The organism is Winogradskyella immobilis (genome assembly GCF_021887715.1).
Taxonomy (GTDB): domain Bacteria; phylum Bacteroidota; class Bacteroidia; order Flavobacteriales; family Flavobacteriaceae; genus Winogradskyella; species Winogradskyella immobilis.
Genome location: NZ_JAIQXX010000056.1, coordinates 1 through 912, shown reverse-complemented (window position 1 = coordinate 912; position 912 = coordinate 1). Strand labels below are relative to the sequence as shown.

The window sequence follows — 912 nt, the reverse complement described above, 5'->3', positions numbered from 1 at the left end:
GGACTGTAACTGATGAAGCTGGTAACTCTGCTACTTGTGAACAAACAGTCACTATTACGGATGATGAAGATCCTTCTATAACTTGTCCTGCTGATTTAACCGCTATTTGTGATATTTCTGAGCAACCAGCTTATACTTCTTTTAGTGAGTTTATGATAGCGAATGGTTCTGCTTCTGATAATTGTGATATAGATGAATCTAGCTTTAGATTAGTTAGTGAAACTAGTGACAATGGAATCTGTCCAGAAATAGTTACTAGAGTTTATCAGATTTCAGATTTAGCGGGTAATACATCTACTTGTTCTCATACAATTACTATTAATGATGAAATTGACCCAATAATAGATACTACCGATATTGAAAATATTGAAATACAATGTGGTGTTACGCCAGATGGTACTTTAGAAGCTTGGTTAGCTGATAATGCTGGAGCTACTGCTACAGATAACTGTACAGCTCAAAACGATATAATATGGACTAATGATTTTGGTCAAATTACAGATGTAGATTGTGCTGGCGGACCTATTACAGTAACATTTACTGCCACTGATGTTTGTGGTAATTTTAGCGAAGTCACTGCTACTTATTCTATTATTGATACTGTAGCTCCTGTATTAACAATTCCTAGTGATCAAACTCTAGAGTGTGATCAAGATAACTCTACAGATGCAACTGGTGTAGCTACAGCTACTGATAATTGTACAACACCAACCATAACATTTGAAGATGTTATTAATGATGGTGATTGTGCAGGTAACTTTACTATTACTAGAACATGGACTGCTACTGATGCTTGTGGTAATGCTACCTCTGAAGATCAAACCATTACTATTCAAGATACTACTGCACCTACATTTACTGTTCCTGCAGATATCACTATTGAATGTGATCAAGATGCTAATGATTTAACTT

General features: G+C 35.4%; 1 protein-coding gene. It reads left to right on the top strand.

All coding sequences use genetic code 11. From position 1 onward, the window contains the following. The coding region (locus K8Z87_RS13800) for an HYR-like domain-containing protein (RefSeq protein WP_456119784.1) at positions 1–912 on the top strand (912 nt) is incomplete at both ends.